The 20770-nt window shown below is 72.4% G+C and carries 18 protein-coding genes, 1 tRNA gene, 1 pseudogene and 1 riboswitch; of the genes and pseudogenes, 13 read left to right on the forward strand and 7 right to left on the reverse strand.

The window, feature by feature from the left end; all coding sequences use genetic code 11:
• Positions 1–270 precede the first annotated feature (270 nt).
• Both DTL70_RS26120 and rdgB read left to right on the forward strand, forming a co-directional pair.
• Positions 271–651 (forward strand): hypothetical protein, encoded by a 381-nt coding sequence (locus DTL70_RS26120; protein ID WP_114024471.1) that lies wholly within the window; start codon positions 271–273, stop codon positions 649–651.
• A gap of 114 nt (positions 652–765) precedes the next feature.
• Positions 766–1380, forward strand: coding sequence for an RdgB/HAM1 family non-canonical purine NTP pyrophosphatase (rdgB, locus tag DTL70_RS26125; protein ID WP_114024472.1), 615 nt, complete (start codon positions 766–768; stop codon positions 1378–1380).
• A 79-nt stretch (positions 1381–1459) separates the two neighbouring features.
• Here rdgB and DTL70_RS26130 read toward each other — a convergent pair.
• The 3 genes from DTL70_RS26130 to bcp form a co-directional block, all read right to left on the reverse strand.
• A tRNA-Leu gene (locus DTL70_RS26130) sits at positions 1460–1541 on the reverse strand.
• A 130-nt stretch (positions 1542–1671) separates the two neighbouring features.
• On the reverse strand, positions 1672–3180 hold the full coding sequence (locus DTL70_RS26135) for an MFS transporter (RefSeq protein ID WP_114024473.1): 1509 nt from the start codon (positions 3178–3180) through the stop codon (positions 1672–1674).
• 62 nt (positions 3181–3242) lie between these two features.
• Positions 3243–3719, reverse strand: coding sequence for a thioredoxin-dependent thiol peroxidase (gene bcp, locus DTL70_RS26140; RefSeq protein WP_114024474.1), 477 nt, complete (start codon positions 3717–3719; stop codon positions 3243–3245).
• 240 nt (positions 3720–3959) lie between these two features.
• On the opposite strand from bcp, the gene DTL70_RS26145 reads away from it, so the two are divergent.
• Both DTL70_RS26145 and DTL70_RS26150 read left to right on the forward strand, forming a co-directional pair.
• Entirely contained in the window at positions 3960–4313 is a 354-nt protein-coding gene (locus DTL70_RS26145; protein WP_114024475.1) for a DUF3618 domain-containing protein, read from the forward strand.
• A 73-nt stretch (positions 4314–4386) separates the two neighbouring features.
• A complete protein-coding gene (locus tag DTL70_RS26150; protein ID WP_114013724.1) occupies positions 4387–4689 on the forward strand; it encodes a GroES family chaperonin in 303 nt (100 codons plus the stop codon).
• A 435-nt stretch (positions 4690–5124) separates the two neighbouring features.
• Here the strand turns inward: DTL70_RS26150 and DTL70_RS26155 are convergent, their stop codons facing one another.
• Positions 5125–5445 carry a DMT family transporter gene (locus DTL70_RS26155; protein WP_114024476.1) on the reverse strand — a complete coding sequence of 107 codons (321 nt, stop codon included), beginning with the start codon at positions 5443–5445 and terminating at the stop codon, positions 5125–5127.
• A 29-nt stretch (positions 5446–5474) separates the two neighbouring features.
• Positions 5475–5545, reverse strand: a riboswitch (guanidine-III (ykkC-III) riboswitch).
• Between the two features lie 57 nt (positions 5546–5602).
• Complete coding sequence (locus tag DTL70_RS26160) at positions 5603–9148, reverse strand: transglycosylase domain-containing protein (RefSeq protein WP_245979766.1); 3546 nt, start codon at positions 9146–9148, stop codon at positions 5603–5605.
• A gap of 218 nt (positions 9149–9366) precedes the next feature.
• Here DTL70_RS26160 and DTL70_RS26165 point away from each other — a divergent pair, with 218 nt between their 5' ends.
• The 3 genes from DTL70_RS26165 (at position 9367) to DTL70_RS26175 (ending at position 12057) form a co-directional block, all read left to right on the forward strand.
• The gene (locus DTL70_RS26165; protein ID WP_114024477.1) at positions 9367–10173 is read left to right on the forward strand and encodes an ABC transporter permease; all 807 of its coding nucleotides are present in this window, start codon (positions 9367–9369) and stop codon (positions 10171–10173) included.
• 103 nt (positions 10174–10276) lie between these two features.
• Complete coding sequence (locus tag DTL70_RS26170) at positions 10277–11041, forward strand: ABC transporter permease (RefSeq protein WP_114024514.1); 765 nt, start codon at positions 10277–10279, stop codon at positions 11039–11041.
• Positions 11042–11091: 50 nt separating this feature from the next.
• Complete coding sequence (locus tag DTL70_RS26175; protein ID WP_114024513.1) at positions 11092–12057, forward strand: ABC transporter ATP-binding protein; 966 nt, start codon at positions 11092–11094, stop codon at positions 12055–12057.
• 251 nt (positions 12058–12308) lie between these two features.
• On the opposite strand, the gene DTL70_RS26180 is transcribed toward DTL70_RS26175, so the two are convergent.
• Positions 12309–13607, reverse strand: coding sequence for an SGNH/GDSL hydrolase family protein (locus DTL70_RS26180; RefSeq protein ID WP_114024478.1), 1299 nt, complete (start codon positions 13605–13607; stop codon positions 12309–12311).
• A 338-nt stretch (positions 13608–13945) separates the two neighbouring features.
• Between DTL70_RS26180 and DTL70_RS26185 the strand changes: the two genes are divergently transcribed.
• The 4 genes and pseudogenes from DTL70_RS26185 (at position 13946) to DTL70_RS26200 (ending at position 17427) form a co-directional block, all read left to right on the forward strand.
• Positions 13946–15598, forward strand: coding sequence for a DUF445 domain-containing protein (locus tag DTL70_RS26185; RefSeq protein ID WP_425470410.1), 1653 nt, complete (start codon positions 13946–13948; stop codon positions 15596–15598).
• 6 nt (positions 15599–15604) lie between these two features.
• Positions 15605–15880 (forward strand): annotated as a pseudogene (locus DTL70_RS26190) (TetR-like C-terminal domain-containing protein); the annotation flags it as partial.
• Positions 15881–15918: 38 nt separating this feature from the next.
• Positions 15919–16491, forward strand: a complete 573-nt coding sequence (locus DTL70_RS26195; RefSeq protein ID WP_114024479.1) for a YidC/Oxa1 family membrane protein insertase — start codon at positions 15919–15921, stop codon at positions 16489–16491.
• A gap of 66 nt (positions 16492–16557) precedes the next feature.
• Complete coding sequence (locus tag DTL70_RS26200; protein WP_114024480.1) at positions 16558–17427, forward strand: fumarylacetoacetate hydrolase family protein; 870 nt, start codon at positions 16558–16560, stop codon at positions 17425–17427.
• 64 nt (positions 17428–17491) lie between these two features.
• Here the strand turns inward: DTL70_RS26200 and DTL70_RS26205 are convergent, their stop codons facing one another.
• A complete protein-coding gene (locus DTL70_RS26205) occupies positions 17492–18565 on the reverse strand; it encodes a Gfo/Idh/MocA family protein (RefSeq protein WP_114024481.1) in 1074 nt (357 codons plus the stop codon).
• Between the two features lie 103 nt (positions 18566–18668).
• Here DTL70_RS26205 and DTL70_RS26210 point away from each other — a divergent pair, with 103 nt between their 5' ends.
• Both DTL70_RS26210 and DTL70_RS26215 read left to right on the forward strand, forming a co-directional pair.
• Positions 18669–19451, forward strand: a complete 783-nt coding sequence (locus DTL70_RS26210; protein ID WP_245979767.1) for a GntR family transcriptional regulator — start codon at positions 18669–18671, stop codon at positions 19449–19451.
• Between the two features lie 175 nt (positions 19452–19626).
• On the forward strand, positions 19627–20769 hold the full coding sequence (locus DTL70_RS26215) for a TIGR03364 family FAD-dependent oxidoreductase (RefSeq protein ID WP_114024483.1): 1143 nt from the start codon (positions 19627–19629) through the stop codon (positions 20767–20769).
• Position 20770 lies beyond the last annotated feature (1 nt).

The raw sequence follows: 20770 nt of genomic DNA on the forward strand, positions 1-20770 counted from the left end.
AAGCCCTCCTCTGCCTCGCCCGACGACGCGCCGACGTGCTCTTCGCCATGCTCCGCGACGGCACCCTCTACCAACCGCCAACACCTTCAACGGCTTGACCAAACCCATAGAGGCACCCCCCCGGGCCGTCGGCCGCTGAAGAACTCCCCCGGCGCGGGGGAACTTTGCCCGCGCGGGGAACTTTGCCGGCGCTTTACGCGTCTGACTGGGTGCGGGCCGCACGTGTCGAACCGTGCGGCCCGACCAGTCTTCGGGGGAGGGACGTAGCAGGTGCTCCGTTGGAAGGTCGTGGCCGCGGCAGCGGTCCTCGCGCTCGCCGTGCCGGCCGCCGCCGGCTGCTCCGCCGTGGACCGCGCGCTGGACTGCGCCACCACCGCGTCCACCATCGCCCAGTCCGTCGACGACCTCCAGCAGGCGATCTCCGACGCCGGCGAGGACCCCGCCCAGGCCCGGGAGTCCCTCGATTCCATAGACAAGAACCTCACCAAGATCGAGGACGAGACGGACGACGGCGACGTCGGCAAGGCCGTCTCCCAGCTGCGCGGTGCCGTCGACAGCGTGCGCTCGGACGTCGAGGCGGGCCGCGCCCCCGAGGCGAAGCCCGTCACCGACGCGGCCGACGAACTGACGAAGGTCTGCACCCCCGGCTGAGCCAGCCGCCCGGCCCCGGCCGGCACCCGCCCCCACGTCACCGCCCCGCGCGGGCCTTCGCCTACCACGCTCCCCGCCGCCCGTCCGGGCACCGGGCGGCGCGATACTGGAGTCATGAGCACCCAGCGCCTGATCCTGGCCACCCGCAACGCCCACAAGGTCACCGAACTCCAGGCGATCCTCGCCGACGCGGGACTCGACCTGGAGCTGGTGGGCGCCGACGCCTACCCCGAGATCCCGGACGTCAAGGAGACCGGGGTGACGTTCGCCGAGAACGCCCTCCTCAAGGCGCACGCGCTCGCCCAGGCCACCGAACTCCCGGCCGTCGCCGACGACTCGGGCCTGTGCGTGGACGTGCTCGGCGGGGCGCCCGGCATCTTCTCCGCACGCTGGGCGGGCCGCCACGGCGACGACGCCGCCAACCTGGACCTGCTGCTCGCCCAGCTCTCCGACATCGCAGCGCCGCACCGCGCGGCCCACTTCGAGTGCGCCGCCGCGCTCGCCCTGCCAGACGGCACCGAGAAGGTCGTGGCCGGCCGGCTGCGGGGCACCCTGCGGCACACCCCCGCGGGCAACGGCGGCTTCGGATACGACCCGATTCTGGAGCCGGACGGTCAGAGCAGGACGTGCGCGGAGCTCAGCGCCGAGGAGAAGAACGCGATCAGCCACCGCGGCAAGGCGTTCCGGGCACTCGCCCCCCTCGTACGGGAGGCGCTGGCGCTGGGCTGAGCCACCCTTTGCTGAGCCGCCGGGGCCCGATTCGGCCTGAGCTGAGCCGCCAGGGGCGGTGCGGCCCGTGGTGGTGGGGTGCGCGAGGGGGGACTCGAACCCCCACGTCCGAAGACACCGGCACCTAAAGCCGTCCCGTCTACCAATTCCGGCACTCGCGCGCGCACGTATCGTACTGCGCGCGCGGGCGCGGGTACCGGCCGGGTGACGGCGAGGGCCCGTGCCGTCGCCGGCACGGGCCCTCGCGTGTTCGTGTCGTCGTCCTCGATCCCGGGTCGTCGCCCGGGTTGGTCAGAAGGTGGGCTCGTTGGTCTCGGCCCTGGCCAGGGCGCGGGCCTCCTCGTGGGTGCTGACGGAGGGCGGCGAGCCCTCCAGCGGCTTGCGGGCCGTCTCCTTCATGCACAGGACGGCGATGATGCCGATGACGGCCGCACCCGAGGCGTAGTAGGCCGGGGCGAGGTTGTTGCCCGTGCTGTTGACCAGGTACGTCATGACGCCGGGCGCCGTACCGCCGAAGACCGCTGTGGCCACGTTGTAGCCGATGGACAGCGACCCGTAGCGCACGTCGGTGGGGAAGAGCGCGGGCAGTGTCGCCGACATGGTGCCCAGCAGGCAGACCAGGCAGGCGCCCAGTACCAGCAGCCCGATGAGCACGGCTACGAAGCTGCCCTGCTGGAAGAGGGCGAAGGCGGGGATCGTCAGCAGCACGAAACCGACCATGCCCGCCATCAGTACGGGCTTGCGGCCGAACCGGTCGTTGAGGCGCCCGACCCGCTGGATCACCAGCGCCATCGCCACCATCGCGATGATGGCCGCGACCAGTTCCATCGAGTTCTCGTACCCGAGGGCGTCGGTCAGGTAGGCGGGCATGTACGACAGGAGCATGTAGTCGGTGACGTTGTAGGCGGCGACCAGGCCGATGCACAGCAGCAGCGTGCGCCACTGCTGCGCGAAGATCGTCTTGAGCTCCTTCTGCGGCACGTTCTCCGACAGCCTCGGCTCGCTCGTCTCCGTCGTGGAGGCCTCGGGGGAGTGCGACATCTGCGCTGCCTGCTTCTGGAAGGCCGGGGTCTCGTCCAGCTTCATCCGCAGGTACAGACCGACCACGCCGATCGGCCCGCCCACCAGGAACGGGATACGCCAGCCCCACTGGAGCATCGCGTCGTCGCCGAGCGTGGTGTTCAGGATGAGGACCAGGCCGGCCGCGCCGGTGTAGCCGGTGAGCGTGCCCAGTTCCAGGAAGCTGCCGAAGAAGCCGCGCCGCTTGTCGGGCGCGTACTCGGCGATGAAGGTGGCCGCGCCGCCGTACTCGCCGCCCGTGGAGAAGCCCTGCACCAGGCGGCAGATGAGCAGCAGGACGGGCGAGGCGAAGCCGATGGACTCGTAGGACGGGATCAGGCCGATGAAGAAGGTGCCCGCCGCCATCATGACCATCGTCAGGCCGAGCACCTTTTTGCGCCCGATGCGGTCGCCGAGCGGCCCGAAGAACAGGCCGCCCAGTGGCCGCACCAGGAAGGAGGCGGCGAAGGCCGTGAACGAGGCCAGGAGCTGGGTGCTGCCGCCGGGGAAGAAGACCTTGCCGATGGTGACCGCGAGATAGGCGTAGATCCCGAAGTCGAACCACTCCATGGCATTACCGACGGCCGCGGCCTTCGTGGCGCGTTTGACCGTGGCTTCGTCCGTGACCGTGATGTCGCTACGGCGGACTTTCGGCTTCCGGCTGCGTCTGACAGCGCGGAAGAGGTGCCGGTGCCGCCTGAGGGCAGCCGGGTCGGCGGGCTGATCCTCTTCGTGGTTCATCCCTCATGAGTACCGCACCTGGCGTACTCGAACGCAACACGGCCCCCTCGCGCCGGGGGCAATTACTCCGAAACCAGCCCGAGGTCCTTGATCAGCTTCGCCACGTGGCCGGTCGCCTTCACGTTGTAGAGCGCGCGTTCGACCTTGCCCTCCTCGTCCACGACCACCGTGGAGCGGATGACGCCGGTGACGGTCTTGCCGTACAGCTTTTTCTCACCGAAGGCGCCGTACGCCTCCATCGTCTCCTTGCCCGGGTCGCCGACCAGCGTGACCTGCAACGACTCCTTCTCCCTGAACTTCGCCAGCTTCTCCGGCTTGTCCGGGGAGACGCCGATGACGTCGTACCCCTGACCCGCCAGCAGCTCCAGGTTGTCGGTGAAGTCGCAGGCCTGCTTCGTGCAGCCGGGAGTCATGGCCGCCGGGTAGAAGTAGACGATCACCTTGCGGCCCCTGCGGTCGGCCAGCGAGACGTCCTTGCCGTCGGCGTCGGGCAGCGTGAAGTCGGGGGCGATGTCGCCGGGCTCGAGTCGCTGACTCATCGAAAGCTCCTTCACTGCGGTACGTGCACTCGTGGTTTCCCCTGCCTCCCGCGGCGGTACTCACCAGTAGTGCGGTACCTCTCAGCGGGTCGGCGGCGGCCTCGGCCTGCCTCAGCGGGCCTGCCCGAGCGTAGCCCGAAGCCGACGTTCGGGGGTGCCGTGGGGCATCGGCCCCGCTGAGCTGACAGGATGGCCGCTGACACGGTAGGACGCAGGACTGACAGCGACGGAGGCAACTCGGTGCCGGAAGCCAGGACCCCCGCGGACATCGAGGCGGACATCGTCCGCAGGCGGCAGGACCTCGCCGCAGCGCTCGACGAGATCGCCGTGCGCGTTCACCCCAAGACGATCATGGGCGACGTCAAGGCGAAGGCCGCGGCCGCGGTGGACCGCACGGCGGGACGCGCCTACGTCGTCGCCAACCGCACGGTCACCGACGTGCGCTCCCAGTTCGTCACCGAGGAGGGCAACCTCCGCATCGAACGGGTCGTGCCCGTCGCCGTGCTGGCCGTCGCCGCGATCGGCGGCACCTACGCGCTCACCTCCCGCCGCAAGCCCGCAGGCCGGGGGAAGGCTCGCCGCCGACACCGCTGAGACGCTGAGATACGGTCTCCCGGTGAGCCCAAAGACCCCTGCCCCCGCCCACGATGACAAGCTGCCGATCCGCATGCTGCACGACCGCGTGCTGGTGCGGACCGACACCAGCGAGGGCGAACGCCGCTCCTCCGGCGGCATCGTGATCCCCGCGACGGCGGCCGTCGGACGCAAGCTCGACTGGGCCGAGGTCGTCGCCGTCGGCCAGAACGTGCGCACGGTCGAGCCCGGGGACCGGGTGCTGTACGACCCCGAAGACCGGGCCGAGGTCGAGGTGCGCGGGGTCGCGTACGTCCTGATGCGCGAACGCGACCTGCACGCCGTGGCCGCCGAACGCCTCCAGGACAGCGACGGCTCGACGGGCCTCTACCTCTGAGCCCCCCGGTCCCCGGCTCGCCCGAGCACCCCATGGCCCCCGGCCCGAGGGGACACCGGTCAGTGGCCTGAGGTCAGTTTCAGCCCCACCACCGCCACCAGCAGCAAAGCGATGCTGTGTCTTCCGGGGGGCGACCCCCGTGCCCCCGGCCGGTCAGTGGCCTGAGGTCAGTTTCAGTCCCACCACCGCCACCAGCAGCAAAGCGATGCTGTGTCTTCCGGGGGGCGACCCCCGTGCCCCCGGCCGGTCAGTGGCCTGAGGTCAGTTTCAGTCCCACCACCGCCACCAGCAGCAAAGCGATGCTGTGTCTTCCGGGGGGCGACCCCCGTGCCCCCGGCCGGTCAGTGGCCTGAGGTCAGTTTCAGTCCCACCACCGCCACCAGCAGCAAAGCGATGCTGTGTCTTCCGGGGGGCGACCCCCGTGCCCCCGGCCGGTCAGTGGCCTGAGGTCAGTTTCAGTCCCACCACCGCCACCAGCAGCAAAGCGATGAAGAAGATGCGGCCCGCGGTCACGGGTTCGCCCAGCATCAGCATGCCGACCACCGCGGCTCCGGCCGCGCCGATGCCGACCCACACGCCGTAGGCGGTTCCGATGGGCAGGCTCTTGGCGGCCAGCGCCAGCAGGATCATGCTGGTGGCGAAGCCCGCGACGGTGAAGACGCTGGGCCACAGTTTGGTGAAGCCCTCGGTGAACTTGAGGCCGATCGCCCAGGTGACCTCGACGAGACCGGCGACGACAAGCATGATCCAGGCCATGACGGCACCTCCGTAAAAACGCTTGCGGGGGTGCGTCGTCTTGTCGGGCCCGGTACGGCGCGTCTCGTCGGGACCGGCCCCACCTATGCGGGGGCCGGTCCCTGGACCGTAGCAAAGAGCACGGTCGGGCGGGGTGGCTCAGGTCACCAGGCCCCGGTCACCACTCGCGGACCCCCGGGGCGCCGCCCCCGGGATCGCCGTCGCCGCCGACGGCGCCGTCACCGCCGGGGCCGCCGCCGGGATCGCCGTTGCCCCCGTCGCCCCCCGGGCCGCCGCCCGGATCACCGCCGTCGACCCCGCCGATCTCCGGGATGCTCGGGCCAGGGCTCGTCGGCGGCCCGGTCGTCGGCGGCTCGGGCGTGGAGGGATCGTCCGACGGCTCCTGCGGCTGCGAGGGCTGATCGGAAGGTCCCTGCGAGGTGGGTGGCCCGGACGGCGGCGGAGACGAGCCGGGCGACCGGGTGCTCGGCACGTCCCCGCTGCCCGCGGTGTCCAGGTCGAACTTCTTGGCCGGGCGGCCCTCCAGCGCCTCCTTCGTGTAGGCGCCCCAGATCTCCGCCGGGAAGCCGCCACCGTTGACGCGCGGCTGCCCCCCGGCCCCGTACAACGGTTTCTGCGCGCCGTTGGCCGGGTCCTTGCCCATCACGCCGATGACGGTCGACAGATCGGGGGTGTAGCCCGCGAACCAGGCGGCCTTGTCCTCCTCGGCGGTACCGGTCTTGCCCGCCGCGGGGCGCCCCGCGGCCTGTGCCGCCGTACCGGTGCCGCCCTCGACGACGCTGCGCAGCGAGGCCGTCGTGGTGTCGGCGGCGGCCCGGGAGACGGCCCGCTCGGAGTCGTGATCGGGCAGGTCGACGACCTCCCCGCCACGGGTGATCTTGCTGACCATGCTGTAGTGACCGTGCTTGCCGTGGTTGGCGAGCGTGGCGTACGCCTCGGCCATGTCCAGCGGCGACGCCGTGGCGACACCGAGGGCGATGGACCCGTCCTCGGTGAGGTTCGGCGTGGTCTTGGGCAGCCCCAGATCGATGGCGGTCTGCTTGACCTTCTTGGGGCCGACGTCGATGCCCATCTGCGCGAAGACGCTGTTCACCGACTTGTCCATGGCCGTGGTGACCGGGATCTGCCCGTAGGAGCGGTCGTCCTCGTTGGCGGGCGCGTAGTCGGTGCCCTGCCCGTCGCTGACCACCTCGCGCTTGTTCGTGCCGTCGTAGACCGTGCTCAGCTTGATCGGCCGGCCGTCCTGCGTCGTGGACTTGTTCTGCACCGCAGAGGTGAACACGAACGGCTTGAAGGTCGAACCGACCTGGTACTCACGCGAGGTCGCGGCGTTGGTGTACTGCTCGGTGAACCCGATGCCGCCGTACATGGCGACGACCTTGCCGGTCTTGGGGTCCACGGACGCGCCACCCGCACGGACGTACTTGTCGATCTTCCGGTTCTTCTTGTCGAGCTTCGACATCAGCTTGTCGTCGACGGCGTCCCGCATGGCCTTCTGCTTCTTGGGCTGGAACGTCGTGGTGATCCGGAAGCCCCCGGCCCGCAACCGCTGCTCGTCGATGATGTTGTTGCTGGTGAGGTAGTTCTTGACCGCCTCCACCAGGTAGCCGCGCTCACCGGACATGTTCCGCGGCGGCTTGGGCTCGTCAGGCTCGGGGAACTCCATCCCCTTCCGGTCGCTCTTCTTGAGCCACCCCTCCTCGACCATGCCGTCCAGCACGTACTTCCAGCGCGCCACTGCCCGCTTCTTGTTCTCCGGATGGGCGCGGGTGTCGTACGCGTTGGGCGAGTTGACCAGCGCCGCCAGATAGGCGCTCTCCTCCGTGGTGAGCTCCTTGACCTCCTTGCCGTAGTAGGCGTGCGCCGCAGACTGGATGCCGTAGGCGTTGCGGCCGAAGTAGCTCGTGTTGAGGTAGCCCTGGAGGACCTCGTTCTTGCTGACCTCGTTGTCCAGCTTCAGCGCGATGAAGAACTCCTTGGCCTTGCGTGTGACCGTCTGGTCCTGGCTGAGGTAGTAGTTCTTCACGTACTGCTGGGTGATCGTCGAACCGGACTGGCGACCGCCCCCGGTGAGCATGTTCCAGCCCGCGCGGGCCATGGCCTGCGGGTCCACCGCGGACTCGTGGTAGAAGTCGCGGTCCTCGGCGGCCAGCACCGCGTGCTGCGTCTCCTTGGGGACCTTGCTGAGCGGAACGCTCTCGCGGTTTATGTCGCCGTCGCGGGCGATCTGGCTGCCGTCGGCGTACAGGTAGACGTTGGTCTGTGCCGCGGCCGCCTCGTTCGGGGCCGGAATGCTCACCAGCAGGTAGCCGGCGACCAGCGCGCCGGAGATGAGCAGGACGATCAGCAGGAGACCGCCCAGGACCATCCGCCAGGTCGGCAGAAGCCGCCGCCAGCCCGTGCGGCGACGCTTCTCCCTGCCTTTCTTGCCCTTCTCCTTCTTGCCCTTCTTCTCCATCATTCCCGCCTCGTCGCTCGCGGCGGGCGGCGTCTGCGCGGCGCCCGGGCCGTCCGGACCACCGAAACCGCCCGGGGCACCGGGGCCGCCGGATCCTGCGGCGGCCTGACCCATGATGGCGGTCTCGGCGGGCGAGGCCGGGCCCACGGCGGCCGTCCCGGCGGCCGTGTCGCCACCGGTGGCCGAGTCCCCACCGCCGGCCGGGCCGCCGGTGGCGGCCGATCCGCCCCCGGTGCCCGTCCCGCTGCCGGTCCCCGTGCCGCCTGACCCGGCCGGCGACGGGGTCGCGTGGGTGGCCGCTTCCGCGGCGGCCGCGGCGGCCCCCCAACTGGTCGTCCGTATGGCGCGCGTCGCACCGCTCTCCGCCGCGGCGTTCTCCGCCGCGCCGTCTTCCGGCGTGCTGCCTTCCGGGGCATCGCTTTCCGCCGCGCTGCTCTCCGCCGCGTTGCTTTCCGTGCCGGGCCGCGGTTGTGCTGCCGCGGTGCCCTTCGGGGAACCCGAATGGCCGCTGGGGCCGGGGCCGTCCGTGCCGGTTCCGGGGGTGGTGCCGGGGTCGGCGGAGTGCGCGTCGTCGTCCTCGGTGGCGCCGTCCGAGGGGTCGTCCTCGGCGGGACCGCTCGTGGCGGGGGTGCTGCTGGTGGTGGGGACGCGGCTCTTGCCGGGGGTGCTGCTCGTCATCGGGATGCGGCTCTTACCGGGCGCTTCGTCCGCGCCGGGCCCCTCGCCTTCGGGTACTCCGCTGTCGGACGCCGCGCCGTCAGGGCGTGCGCCGCCGACGGCTCCGCCCTCGCCCGAGGCCGGCTCGTCGCCGGACGTGTCACCACTGCGGGAAGCGCGCGAGCCGGCCGCGCGCGAGCTGGAGGTACCTGAGCCGGAGGTACCCGAGCCGGAGGTACCCGAGCTGGGCGTGCCCTCGTCGGAGGCTTCCCCGTCAGAGGTGCCCTCCGCGGACGCGTCCTCCGCGGAGGCGCCCTCGTCAGGGGTGGGTCTGTCACCGGGGGTGCCGCTGCCGTCGGAGTCCCCCGCGTTCGGGCGGCCGCCCGGCGCGGGCGTGGGCGCGGGGGTCCGGGGGCCGGGCTTCGCGCCGCGGGCGGTCCGCTTCGGGGCGGGGTCCGCCGCGGGGCCGGCCGGCTTGCCAGGATGCTCCCTCTTGGCCGGAGCGTCCCCCTGGGCCGGGCTCTTCTCGGGCGGGCCGTCCGACTCCGGCTCTCGGCCTTCGGCGTCGCTGTTCGGCTCGTCACTCATGTTCGCAGGGACTCCTCGTCCAATGGCGGGCGCTGCGTCGTACGCCCCGTAGAGCACTTTCGCAGCCTCCGTACCGCAGACCGAGCCGAGGGCGTGGTCGGGCCCTGTGGATATTCGATGGCCGTCCACGGGTCCGCCGGGCTAGGCTCCGTCGCTTCGCCCACGCTCGGTTCTCGTACGGAAGTGCTACTGGAAAGACGGTGGAGGAGCTCGAAAGGATGCATCTGCTCCGTCTCAATCTCGCCGTGGCCGCGAGCGGCTTCCGGCGGTACGCCACCTACCGCGTCGCCACGGCGGCCGGCGTCTTCACCAACACCGTCTTCGGCTTCATTCTCGCTTATACGTTCATCGCTCTGTGGTACGAGCGTCCGCAGCTGGGCGGATACGACCAGTCGCAGGCGCTGACCTTCGTGTGGATCGGGCAGGCGATGCTGGCCACCGCCGCGCTGATGGGCGGCGGCTTCCAGGACGAGTTCCACGCACGCGTCAGGAACGGCGACGTCGCCATCGACCTCTACCGGCCCGTCGACCTCCAGCTGTGGTGGTTCGCCTCCGATCTGGGGCGGGCCGCGTTCCAGCTGCTGGGCCGCGGCCTGGTGCCCCTGGCCGTCGGGGCTTTCGCCTTCGAGCTGACGCTGCCGTCCTCTCCCACAGTCTGGCTGCTGTTCCTGTGCGCCGTGTTCCTGGCGGTGGTGGTCAGCTTCGCGCTGCGCTATCTGTTCGCGCTGTGCGGCTTCTGGCTGCTGGACGCGACGGGGCTCAGCGCCCTGTCCACCCTGCTGAGCGTGTTCTTCTCGGGGATGCTGCTGCCGCTGACGGTCTTCCCCGGCGCGTTCGGCGAGGTGGTGCGCCGGCTGCCGTGGGCGGCCACGCTCCAGGTGCCCGCCGACGTCCTGCTGGGGGAGAGCGGGGGCGGCGGTCTGGCGGGTCTCGGTTTCCAGTTGGCGTGGGCGGTGGTGCTGCTGGCCGCGGGGCGGCTGCTCCAGGCGGCCGCGACCCGCAAGGTGGTGGTCCAGGGTGGCTGAACCGGGCGCCGTGGAACGCCGGGCGCCGGGGCGCGGGCTGTCGGCGCGCCGGGCGCTGGGCGGGGTGGCCTGGGGGTTGCGTGCGTACGGCTTCATCGCGGCGATGTGGGTCCGCTCGACGATGGCGTACCGCGCGTCGTTCGCGATGATGCTGGTGGCGAACTTCACGACGACGTTCCTCGACTTCGCCGCAATCATGATCATGTTCTCGCAGGTGGACGCGCTGGGCGGTTTCGCGCTGCCCGAGGTGGCCTTTCTCTACGGCACCTCCTGCGTCGCCTTCGGCCTGGCCGACCTGCTGCTGGGGGAGGCGGAGCGGATCGGCCGCCGGGTGCGCGACGGCACCATGGACATCCTGCTGACCCGGCCCGTGCCCGTCCTCAGCCAGATCGCGGCGGACAGGTTCGCGCTGCGCAGGCTGGGGCGGATCACCCAGGGCGCGCTCGTCCTGGGCTGGTCGCTGACGCGGCTGGAACTGGAGTGGACGGCGGGCAGTGTGCTGCTGACCGTGTCGATGGTGCTGTGCGGAGGCCTCATCTTCGGCTGCCTGTTCGTACTCGGCGGCGCCTTCCAGTTCTGGGCGCAGGACGCCTCCGAGGTGCAGAACGCCTTCACCTACGGCGGCACGACGCTGTTGCAGTACCCGCCCACCGTCTTCGGCAAGGAACTGGTGCGCGGGGCGACGTTCGTGGTGCCGCTGGCCTTCGTCAACTGGCTGCCCGCGCTGCGGGTGCTCGGCCGTGACGATCCGCTGGGACTGCCGGGGTGGGTGGACTTCGCCGCGCCCGCCGTGGCGCTGCTGTGCTGCGCGGGCACGGCGCTGGTGTGGCGGGCGGGGCTGCGCTCCTACCGCAGTACGGGGAGTTGACGGGTGACAAGAAGGGGTGGGAAGCCGTGCAGGAGGACGCGGGCGGGTCCGTGCGGGACACGGACGGCGCTTTCATCGACGTGCGGGATCTGCGGAAGACCTTCCGGGTGCGGCGCAGGAGCGGTCTGCTGCGCCGCACCAGCAGTGACGTGCACGCGGTCGACGGGATCTCCTTCACGCTGCGGCGCGGCGAGATGACCGGGTTCATCGGACCCAACGGGGCCGGCAAGTCGACGACGATCAAGATGCTCACCGGCATCCTCTCGCCCAGCGGCGGGCGGCTGCGGGTCGCCGGGGTGGACCCCGCACGGGACCGCACGCGCCTGGTGCGCCGCATCGGCGTCGTCTTCGGGCAGCGCACCACCTTGTGGTGGGACCTGCCGCTGCGCGACTCCTACGGCCTGGTGCGCCGCATGTACCGCATCCCGCGGGCCCGCTACGAGGAGAACCTGGCGCGCTGCGTGGAACTGCTGGAGCTGGGCGGGCTGCTGGACGTTCCCGTACGGCAGCTGTCGCTGGGGCAGCGGATGCGCGGCGACATCACGGCCGCGCTGCTGCACGACCCTGACGTGCTGTATCTGGACGAGCCGACGATCGGGCTGGACGTCGTCAGCAAGGCGCGGGTGCGGGAGTTCCTGCTGCGCCTCAACGCTGAGCGCCGCACGACCGTGCTGCTGACGACGCACGACCTGAGCGACATCGAGCACCTGTGCGAGCGGGTCGTGGTCATCGACCACGGCCGCCTGATGTACGACGGGGCCCTCGCGGGGCTGCACGAGATCGGCAGCGGCGAGCGCACCCTGGTGGTGGACCTGGAGCGGGAGCTTCCGCCGATCGAGGGCATCGAGGGGGCCCGTACCGTGCGCACCGAGGGCCCGCGCCAGTGGCTCACCTTCCCCGCCACGGCCAGCGCGGCGCCGCTGGTCTCCCGGATCGCGGCCGACTACCCGCTGGTGGACCTGTCCCTGCGCGAGCCGGCCATCGAGGACGTGATCGCCAGAATGTACGCGGCCTGAGGCGCCCCGGCAGGGGGCGCAGCGGGTCGCGGGGGGCCGCAGGGGGGCGTGGGGGCGGAGCCCCGCACCTTGACCGGCCGCCACGGCGATCGCCACGACGGCGAGGGTCCGGCCGCATCACCGACGACTGGCAGCGCCATTGAGGGGCGTCCCGCGCCAACGGCTGCCGCACTCCGACGGCTGCCGCACTCCGACGGTTGTCGCCCCCCGACGGCTGCCGCCCCCCGACGGCTGTCGCACTCTGACAGCCGTCACAGCTTCGCGGGCCGCGACCCCTTCAGCAGCTGCAGGTCGAGTGCCTGGGCCATCGCCCGGTACCCGTTGTCGCTCGGATGCAGGTGATCACCGGAGTCGTACGCCGCGCGCAGCCGCTCGGGGTGTGCGGGGTCCCGCAGCGCCGCGTCGAAGTCGACGACCGCGTCGAACACCTTGCCGGCCCTGATCTCCTCGTTGACCGCCCGGCGCACGGCGTCCATCCGGGGGGTGTAGCCGCGGTGTCCGCCGAACGGCGTCAGCGTGGCGCCCACGACCCGCAGCCCGCGGGTGTGCGCCTGGCGCACGAGGTCCCGCAGCCCGTTCACGATCTTGACCGGATCGCGCTGCCGCGGCGGCTTGATGATGTCGTTGAGCCCCATCTCCACGACGACGACCTTCACGCCCGTACGGGAGAGCACGTCGCGGTTGACACGGGTCAGCCCGCTCGGACCGTTGTTCGGCGAGAACTTGCTGCCGTCTACCAGGACCCGGTTGCCGCTGATGCCCGAGTTCAGCACGCTGAGCCGGGGCGCGCCCCGCTCCGTGCGCAGCCGCTCGGCCAGAAAGTCGGTCCAGCGGTGGTTGGCGCCGGGGCTGGAGGTGATGCCGTCGGTGATCGAGTCCCCCAGCACCGCGACGGCCCCGTCGGTCTCGTTGCTCCACACGTCGACGGCGGTCAGGTACCGCCAGTACGGGCTCTGCTGGTTGAAGGCGGTGCCGGAGGTGTCCTCGGTGCGGTCGCCCCCGGCCACGTAGCTGGTCTGCCGGGCGTAGGGGTGGTAGGTCACCGGGCCCGAGGGGGTGGGCGAGTACGTGGTGACCAGCAGGTCGGCGGCGTGCGGCACGTTGAGCCGCACCGCGTCGCTGGTGACCTCGCCGCCGGCCGGGATGGTGACCGAGGGCTTGTTCCCGAAGCTGAGGCGGCGCATGCTGCCCGCCGCGGCCGTCGGGTTGCTGGGGGCCGCTGCCAGGGCGATCGTCGCGTGGGAGATCGTCAGCGGGCGGTTGCCGAACAGGTTGGAGAGCTGGATGCGCGCCTGGGTGCCGCCCACGGCGGTGTGCACCACGTTCCGTATCGACATGTTCGCGAACCCGTCGCGGCTGCGCGGCTCGGCCGCGGCCGGGGCCGCGGACCAGGTGCCGACCCACTGGCCCGAGGAGGCCGGGGCCGCCGGGTTGCGGGACTGCGGTGAGTCCTCACCCAGGCCCCCTTCGCCGCTGCCCGCCCCGATGAATATCGCGGTCGACACGAGGACCACGATCGCCGCAAGTCCGGCGAGCAGGGCATAGCCCATGTTCCTGGTCACGTGCGCTGGTTCTCCTCGAACTGGACGGAGCCCAGGCTCCGGACGGTCGGCGGTGCCATGATCCCACGAAAGGGGCACGGATCCCTTCCGGGGGCCGTGCGCTCCGGGGTCTGAAATACCTCCCGCCCTGGGGCTGGGGGAGGGTCGTCGCGACGCGGCACCGGGTCGTGGTTGATGTTGTTTCAATGCTGCCGATCAGACAGACGCGACAGAGCCGTCGTCCGTTCCACTCGGTTGCGGGCGAGAGAGAATGACACTCCGCGAACCGGTCCGAGGACCGGAGGCGGGGCGGTGATCAGGGGCGTCCACGGGGACGGTGGGAGCGGATGGAACGGACAAATGAGGGCGAGTTGCTTGGCCATGATGATGCCCACGTGAAAGCCGTCACACGCGGCCGTTCCGCTTCTGGGGGATCCGGGGGATCCGGAGGCGGCGAGTCCCCCGGAGGCCTCGCGGTCCCCGGGGTGAGTGAACACGGCGCGTTGAGCCGATCGGGTGCCCCGGGCTCCTCCGCGGGCGCAGGGGGCGCGGCGGACGGCGCACGCGCGCCCGGTGAGTCCGGCGGGCCCGGTGGCGGGGCGGGCGGCTCCGGCGGTACGTCCGGGGGGTCCGGTCACGGCTCGGGCGGCGGGTCCGATGGCGGATCTGGCGGCGGACTCGGCGGTTCCGGGCGCGGGCCGGCGGGCGCTGGCGGATCCGGGAGCTCGGGGGGCGGGCCCGGGGGGTTCACCGCGGTTGACGAGGAGCGGCGGCGTGGCGTGCGCCGTATGAAGGCGATCGCCACCGGTGCCCTGCTGCTGATGGCCGCGGTCTTCGCGCTGGCCACCTGGGCCGAGCACGCGGGCGCGGGCGCGTGGACCGGTTACGTGGCGGCTGCCGCCGAGGCCGGCATGGTCGGCGCGCTCGCCGACTGGTTCGCCGTCACGGCGCTCTTCCGCCACCCGATGGGGCTGCCCATCCCGCACACCGCCATCATCCCGACGAAGAAGGACCAACTGGGCCGGAGTCTCGGTGACTTCGTCGGCGAGAACTTCCTGTCCTCCGACGTCGTCCGCACCCGGCTGCGCGCCGTCGGTATCGGCAACCGGTTCGGGTCCTGGCTCGCCCAGCCGGAGAACGCCGACCGTGTGACGGCGGAACTGTCCACGGCGCTGCGCGGCGCGCTCACCGTACTGCGGGACGCGGACGTGCAGGCCGTCGTCAGCGAGGCCATCACCCGCCGCGCCACGGCCAAAGAGGTGGCTCCGGGGCTCGGCGCGATGCTGGAGAAGATCGTCGCGGACGGCGGCCACCGCCGCGTCGTCGACCTGGTGTGCACGCGGGCGGCCGAGTGGCTGGACGAGCACGGCGGCTCCGTCATGGACGCGGTCGCCGGCGGGGCGCCCGGCTGGACGCCGCGGTTCGTGGACCGCAGGATCGGCGAGCGGGTCTACCGCGAGCTGCTCCGCTTCGTCACGGAGATGCGGGACATGCCCGACCACCCCGCGCGCGGCGCCGTCGACCGGTTCCTCACCGACTTCGCCGCCGATCTGCGCTCCGACCCCGACACGCGCGCCCGCGTCGAACGGCTCAAGAACGAGACGCTGGCCCGTGACGAGGTGCAGGACCTGATCGCCTCCGTGTGGGGAGCCGTACGGTCGATGCTGGTGGCCGCGGCCGAGGACGAGCGCAGCGCATTGCGGGTGCGTGCCCGTGCCGCCCTGCTGTCGCTGGGGCAGCGACTGGCGTCCGACGGGCGGCTCCAGGGCAAGGTGGACGGCTGGATCGAGGGCGCCGCGGTCCACCTGGTGACCAGCTACCGGGACGAGATCACCTCGCTCATCTCGGAGACCGTCGCCGGCTGGGACGCCGAGCACACGTCCCGCAAGATCGAGGCCCACATCGGCCGCGACCTGCAGTTCATCCGTATCAACGGCACCGTCGTGGGCTCACTGGCCGGTCTGGCGATCCACACGGTGGCCCACGTGCTGGGGGCCTGAGCGGGCGCGGCGGCGCCGGCGGTCTGCGACGCCATGTTCCAACTCGACGGCGGCCTGGCCTTCGCGCACGAGGACACCCCCGAGCCGCTGAAGGACGCCTTCGCCGCCCTGCTGGAAACCCTCGGCGAGGTTGCGGGGGAGGACGTCCACCCGGGGCTGTTCACCGAGGTGTTCTGGGCGGCCCTGCACGGGCTGGCGACCCTGACCCGCGCCGGACGGTTGCCACCGGGGGACGCCGAGCGGCGGGTGGAGCTGCTGGTGGACAGGCTCGCCGTACTCTGACGTGCCGCCGCCGCGACCCGGAGCGGTTGCGGCGCGAGATGAGCGCGCTCCACGCACGCGAGGGCGTCTCGCCGGTGGCCGGATGCCTGCCGACGCTGCTGCAACTGCCGGTGTTCTTCGTGATGTACCACGTCTTCACCACCGATGACGCGCTGCTGGAGCACACCCTGCTCGGGGCTCCGCTGGGCGGCCGCTGGATGGACGCGCTCGGGCACGGCGGTCCCGTGGGTGCGCACGGGCTCGTCTACGTGGGCCTGTTCGCGCTGACGCTCGCGGTGGCGGCCTGGACGTATGCGCGAATGCGGCGCGCGGCGGCGGCCCGGACCGCGGGAACGGCCGGCGCGGCCGGCACGCAGGGCGTGGCGGGCGTGGCGGAGGCGCCCGTACGGCCGGCGGGGCCGGCGCGGCTGTTGCCGCTGCTCTCGTTCGGGACCGTGGTCACGGTCGCGGTGGTGCCGCTGGCCGCCGCGCTGTACGTGGTGACGTCGATGACCTGGACCGCGTGCGAGCGGGCCGCGCTGCGGGCCGGGAGCGTTCCCGGTCGCGAGGGGGGCGAGGGGCACGAGGGACCGGAGAGGAAGCGGAAGCAGAGGCTACGGTCCAGTACGTGAACGTGGTCTTGTGGTTCTGAACGGGCTCTTGGAGGATCAGCTGATTCGCCTGGGAGGGAGAGCGACGTGAAACTGCTGCGCGTCGGATCGGTGGGGACTGAGCGCCCCGCGCTGCTGGACGAGGACAACACCCTGCGCGACCTGTCGGGCATCGTCCCCGACATCGACGCGGGGCTGCTCGCGGACGAGACCGCGTTCACACGGGTCCGCGCAGCCGCTGCCGCCGGACGGCTGCCCGAGCTGGCCGCGGGTACCGAGGCCGGGGCCGCGCGGGTCGGGCCGCCGCTGTCGCGGATCGGCAAGGTGGTCTGCATCGGGCTGAACTTCCACGACCACGCGCGGGAGACGGGCGCCGCGATCCCCGGGGAGCCGATCGTCTTCATGAAGGCGCCCGACACCGTCGTCGGGCCCGACGACACGGTGCTGATCCCGCGCGGCAGCGAGAAGACCGACTGGGAGGTCGAGCTGGCCGTCGTCATCGGCAGGCCCGCGCGCTACCTGGCCTCGCACGAGGAGGCGCTGGCCTGCGTCGCCGGGTACGCGATCGCCAACGACGTGTCCGAGCGCGCCTTTCAGATCGAGCGCGGCGGCCAGTGGGACAAGGGCAAGAACTGCGAGACGTTCAACCCGCTGGGCCCCTGGCTGGTGACCGCGGACGAGGTGCCGGACCCACAGGCGCTGACGATGCGGCTGTGGGTCAACGGCGAGCTGCGCCAGGACGGCACGTCCGCCGACCAGATCTTCCCCGTCGCCGAAGTGGTGCGCTACCTCTCCCACTTCATGACGCTGTACCCGGGCGACGTCATCTCGACCGGCACTCCCGCGGGCGTCGCCATGGGCCAGCCGGAGCCCAAGCCGTACCTGCGCGAGGGCGACGTCGTCGAGCTGGAGATCGCGGGCCTGGGCCGGCAGCGCCAGGTGATGAAGTCGGCGTGAGCGGGCGCGGGCGAGCCCCCGCGGGAGCGAGCGGTCCCGCGGGTCCGACGGCGCCCCCGGGCTCTCAGCTGGTGCGGGCGCGGGTGAAGGAGCGGGCCGTTTCCAGTACCTGGAGGGCGGCCGCCGCCTCGTGCGCCGTCACGGGCGGGGGCGTGCCCTCGCGCAGTGCGGTGGCGATCGCGTCGTAGAAGGCGGGGTAGTCGCCGTCCAGGGTGGGGACCGCGCGGGTGTCCTCCAGCGCGCCCAGCGTGCCCCACGCCCCCTGGGGCTCCACGCCCCAGGGGGCGCCCTCGGCGGGGCGCGCGCCCTCGCGCAGCGCGGTCTCCTGCGGGTCGAGGCCGTACTTGACGTAGCCGGCCCTGCTGCCGAGCACTCGGAAGCGGGGGCCGAGCCGGGAGGCGGTGGCGCTCATCCACAGGTGGGAGTGGACGCCGCTCTCGTGGGTGAGGGCGATGAAGGTGTCGTCGTCCGCCTCGGCGCCCGGGCGGCGCACGTCGGCCTCCGCGTAGACGGAGGCGGCGGGTCCGAAGAGGGTCAGCGCCTGGTCGACGAGGTGGCTGCCCAGGTCGTAGAGGAGGCCGCCCACCTCCTGCGGGTCCCCCGACTCGCGCCAGCCGCCCTTGGGCAGGGGCCGCCAGCGTTCGAACCTGGACTCGAAGCGGTGGACCTCGCCCAGCGCGTCCTCGGCGAGGAGGGAGCGCAGCGTGAGGAAGTCGTTGTCCCAGCGCCGGTTCTGGAACGGGGCCAGCAGCAGCCCCTTCGCCTCGGCTTTCGCCGCCAATTCGCGGGCCTCCGCTGCGGTGGGGGCCAGCGGCTTGTCCACGACGACGGGCAGCCCCGCGTCCAGCGCGTGGTGGGCGAGCCGCACGTGGGTGCGGTTCGGCGTGGCGACGACCACGAGGTCGAGCCCGTCCGGGTCCGCGAACAGGTCGTCGGCCGAGGGCAGCGTCCGCACCTCGTCGCCCGGGGCGCCCGCTTCCCGCGCCCGCTCGCACCGCTCGGGGTCTGAGGTGACGACGGTGTCGAGCGCGAGCCCCGGCGTCGTGGCGATCAGCGGGGCGTGGAAGACCGAGCCGGCCAGGCCGAACCCGAGCAGGCCGACGCGGAGCGGCGAGGGGGAGGTGTCCATGCGGTTCATGCCCCCACCCTTGCAAAGCGGGTGCGGCCGGGCACGCACCGCCCGCCTCCAGGCCCGAGTACGTTCCGTCCGCCGTGACCGCGCGCCCTGCGAGGATGCCGAGGTGGCTACCTCGCGCGAAAGCTCCGCACCCTACGAGATTCCCGCCGACGGGGCCGCGCCCGTGCGGGCCGGTGTTCCCGAGCACGGGCGGGTCCCCAAGTACTACTGGCTCAAGGCGCGGCTGGTTCCGCTGCTGGAGGAGCTGGGCGAGGGCGGCGTGCTGCCCACGGAGCGCGAACTGGCGTCGCGCCACGAGGTGTCCCGTGAGACGGTCCGCCAGGCGCTGCGCGAACTGCTGCTGGAGGGGCGGCTGCGGCGGTCCGGGCGCGGCACGGTGGTGGCCGGGCCGAAGCTGGCGCAGCCGCTCGCGCTGGCCAGTTACACCGAGGGCGTCCGCCGCCAGGGCAGGGTGCCGGGGCGCACGCTGATCGGCCTGGACCGGCATCCCTGTCCGGCCGCGCTCGCCGCCGACCTCGGGATCGCCGAGGGGGAGCCGGTCTGGCATCTGGAACGGTTGCTGTTCGCGGACGACGAGCGGGTCGGTCTGGAGTCGACGTACGTCGCGGTCGAGCGGGTGCCGGAGCTGGAGCGGGACTTCGAGGCCGATTCGTCCTTCTACACGTACCTGCGGGAGGGGTTGGGGATCCGCTTCGGTGCGGCGGAGGAGCGGCTGGAGACGGTGTTGGCGACCCCGCGGGAGGCGCTGCTGGTCGGAACGCCGCCCGGGCTGCCGATGCTGTTGATCCACCGGCGCTCGCGGGATGACGAGGGGGCGCCGCTGGAGCGGGTCCGGCTGCTCTACCGCGGCGACCGCTTCAGCTTCACGGTGCGGCTGGAGGGGTGAGGCTCACGGTGCGGCTGGAGGGCTGAGGCCGCTCGGCGGTCTCCGGCGGCTCCGTCCGTCCCCGCGGAGCCATCCGAGGTGTGGTCACGAGAACATAACGGGTCCGGACCAGAATTGCCGGGCCGTTCACCCGGCCGTCGCTCTTGGGCCATCGGGGCCCGGGAGGGTCGCGGACATGCGAGTCATAGTTGTGGGAGCCGGCGTGCTGGGGACCCTGCACGCCTGGCAGGCGGTGCAGCGCGGTCACGAGGTCGTGCACCTCGAACGGGAGGAGGCGGCCCGCGGCGCCTCCGTGCGGAACTTCGGCCTGGTGTGGGTCGGCGGAAGGGCGGAAGGGCCCGAGCTGGAGGCGGCGCTGCGCGCCCGGGAGCTGTGGGAGCGGATCGGTCAGGAGGTCCCGGCGCTCGGCTTCCGCGCCTGCGGTTCCCTGACGGCCGTCACCACCGAGGCCGAACTGGCCGTAGCGCGGGCCGCCGCCGAGCGCCCCGACGCCGCCCGGCGCGGCTACACGCTGCTGACGCCCGAGGAGGTCAGGGCGCTCAACCCGGCGCTGCGGGGCAGCGCGCTGCGGGGCGGACTGTTCTGCGAGCGGGACGCGGCGCTCGAGCCGCGCCCCGCGCAGCGCGCCCTCCAGGAGGCGCTGCGTGAGCGGGCGCCGGGCCGCTACACGTTCCTGGGCGGGCGCGAGGTCCGCGACCTGCCGCCCGGTGCCACCGCGGCGGTGCGGGACGACCGCGGTGACCTGCACGAGGGGGACGCCGTCGTCCTGTGCACGGGCGCCTGGCTGGGCGGGCTGGTCGGCGCGCTGCTGCCCGAGCAGCCGGTGCGCCGGGTGCGGCTGCAGATGATGCAGACCGAACCGCTGGAGGAGCGGCTGACCACGGCGGTCGCGGACGCGGACAGTTTCCGCTACTACCCGGCCTACGGCGGCGCCGCGCTCGACGCGCTGGCCGCGGCCCAGCCGCAGTCGCCCGTCGCCGCCGAGCACCGGATGCAGCTGCTGATGGTGCAGCGCGCGGACGGCTCGCTGACCATCGGCGACACCCACGAGTACGAGACGCCGTTCGGCTTCGACGTGGACGAGCGGCCCTACCGGCAGCTGACGGCCGTCGCCGAACGGCTGCTGGGGCGGGCGCTGCCCCCGGTGCGCAGGCGCTGGGCCGGGGTGTACGCGCAGTGCACGGAGCCGGGGCGTGTGGTGCTGCGGCAGCCCGTGCCGGAGCGGACGTCGGCGTGGCTGGTGACCGGACCCGGCGGGCGCGGCATGACCTGCGCGCCCGCGATCGCCGAACGCACCGCCGACGAGCTGGGCTGGTGAG

The organism is Streptomyces diacarni, from assembly GCF_003323715.1.
Taxonomy (GTDB): Bacteria; Actinomycetota; Actinomycetes; order Streptomycetales; family Streptomycetaceae; genus Streptomyces; species Streptomyces diacarni.

Excerpts from the sequence above, each read along its gene's own strand:
- rdgB (WP_114024472.1), top strand. The coding sequence starts at position 766 with ATGAGCACCCAGCGCCTGATCCTGGCCACCCGCAACGCCCACAAGGTC.
- DTL70_RS26135 (WP_114024473.1), bottom strand. The coding sequence starts at position 3,180 with ATGAACCACGAAGAGGATCAGCCCGCCGACCCGGCTGCCCTCAGGCGG.
- bcp (WP_114024474.1), bottom strand. The coding sequence starts at position 3,719 with ATGAGTCAGCGACTCGAGCCCGGCGACATCGCCCCCGACTTCACGCTG.
- DTL70_RS26150 (WP_114013724.1), top strand. The coding sequence starts at position 4,387 with ATGCTGCACGACCGCGTGCTGGTGCGGACCGACACCAGCGAGGGCGAA.
- DTL70_RS26155 (WP_114024476.1), bottom strand. The coding sequence starts at position 5,445 with ATGGCCTGGATCATGCTTGTCGTCGCCGGTCTCGTCGAGGTCACCTGG.
- DTL70_RS26160 (WP_245979766.1), bottom strand. The coding sequence starts at position 9,148 with ATGAGTGACGAGCCGAACAGCGACGCCGAAGGCCGAGAGCCGGAGTCG.
- DTL70_RS26165 (WP_114024477.1), top strand. The coding sequence starts at position 9,367 with ATGCATCTGCTCCGTCTCAATCTCGCCGTGGCCGCGAGCGGCTTCCGG.
- DTL70_RS26170 (WP_114024514.1), top strand. The coding sequence starts at position 10,277 with ATGTGGGTCCGCTCGACGATGGCGTACCGCGCGTCGTTCGCGATGATG.
- DTL70_RS26180 (WP_114024478.1), bottom strand. The coding sequence starts at position 13,607 with ATGGGCTATGCCCTGCTCGCCGGACTTGCGGCGATCGTGGTCCTCGTG.
- DTL70_RS26185 (WP_425470410.1), top strand. The coding sequence starts at position 13,946 with ATGGAACGGACAAATGAGGGCGAGTTGCTTGGCCATGATGATGCCCAC.
- DTL70_RS26195 (WP_114024479.1), top strand. The coding sequence starts at position 15,919 with ATGAGCGCGCTCCACGCACGCGAGGGCGTCTCGCCGGTGGCCGGATGC.
- DTL70_RS26205 (WP_114024481.1), bottom strand. The coding sequence starts at position 18,565 with ATGAACCGCATGGACACCTCCCCCTCGCCGCTCCGCGTCGGCCTGCTC.
- DTL70_RS26215 (WP_114024483.1), top strand. The coding sequence starts at position 19,627 with ATGCGAGTCATAGTTGTGGGAGCCGGCGTGCTGGGGACCCTGCACGCC.